This is a genomic window from Bartonella sp. AA126HLJHH (genome assembly GCF_042197425.1).
GTDB lineage: Bacteria > Pseudomonadota > Alphaproteobacteria > Rhizobiales > Rhizobiaceae > Bartonella.
On sequence record NZ_JBHIRU010000109.1, the window covers coordinates 1 to 802 of the forward strand.

Here is an 802-nt window from a genome sequence, read left to right on the forward strand (position 1 = left end):
TTCAACAAGCGTGACCATCCGACGACCGTTTTCAACATCAATGCTCCCTTCATCACTGTAATAATCAAGATCATTATGGTGAACACCTTCATGAGAGCTCCCATCCCTTGCCCAATCTGCACTCAGCTCTGTCCAATGAGATTTGGGAAACATCTGCTTAGCTACTTCTAACGGCTTGCGGTCTACATACCACAAACGTTGTGCATCGGTTAAATTCGGTTGCACTGCCGCACTATCCCAGACCATTTTTAAAGGATCTAAACGCGTAATGACCGGTTCACCATCGAGGCTGTTCTCATAATCAAGGCGGGTATCAGTCCACCCCATTCCACAAATGACAGCATCTTGGAAAGCATCACTATCTGCATATTCAGCATGTGCCATGTCGCGAAACCATTCTGCTGCTCCTGTAAGTAATTCACTTGGCAATGCCTTCCCTATTTGACGAGGAATGAATTGCACTTCTCGCTTATTGTTGCGTTCTGAACCCACAACAGCATTCACAAGCGGAGCAATACGATTAAAAGTCATAACGGGGCGGCGTTGCTTTTTTAACGCCGATAAATCTTCTTCATTCCATTGATCACCATTGTAAAAACCAAAATCCTCCCGCGCATGTTCACGCCATTTGTTCACATGCTCCACATCTTCTTTGTACCAACTCACAAGCTTACGAAACAAACCTTCATGAGAGAGATCAGATACATTGCTGTCTTTCTCTAAACGTTCATCATCATGCATCATTCTGCCATCCATGAGGTACTCTCATATTCCGTTCTGCCGCTATAAGCTGGTCGCTTTT

Annotated in this window: 1 protein-coding gene; it reads right to left on the reverse strand. The window is 44.8% G+C overall.

Annotation, left to right across the window (positions count from 1 at the left end; translation table 11 throughout):
• Positions 1-756, reverse strand: a 756-nt coding sequence (locus ACFIQC_RS09995) for a portal protein (protein WP_375630787.1), incomplete at its 3' end; no start/stop codon positions are given.
• Positions 757-802 lie beyond the last annotated feature (46 nt).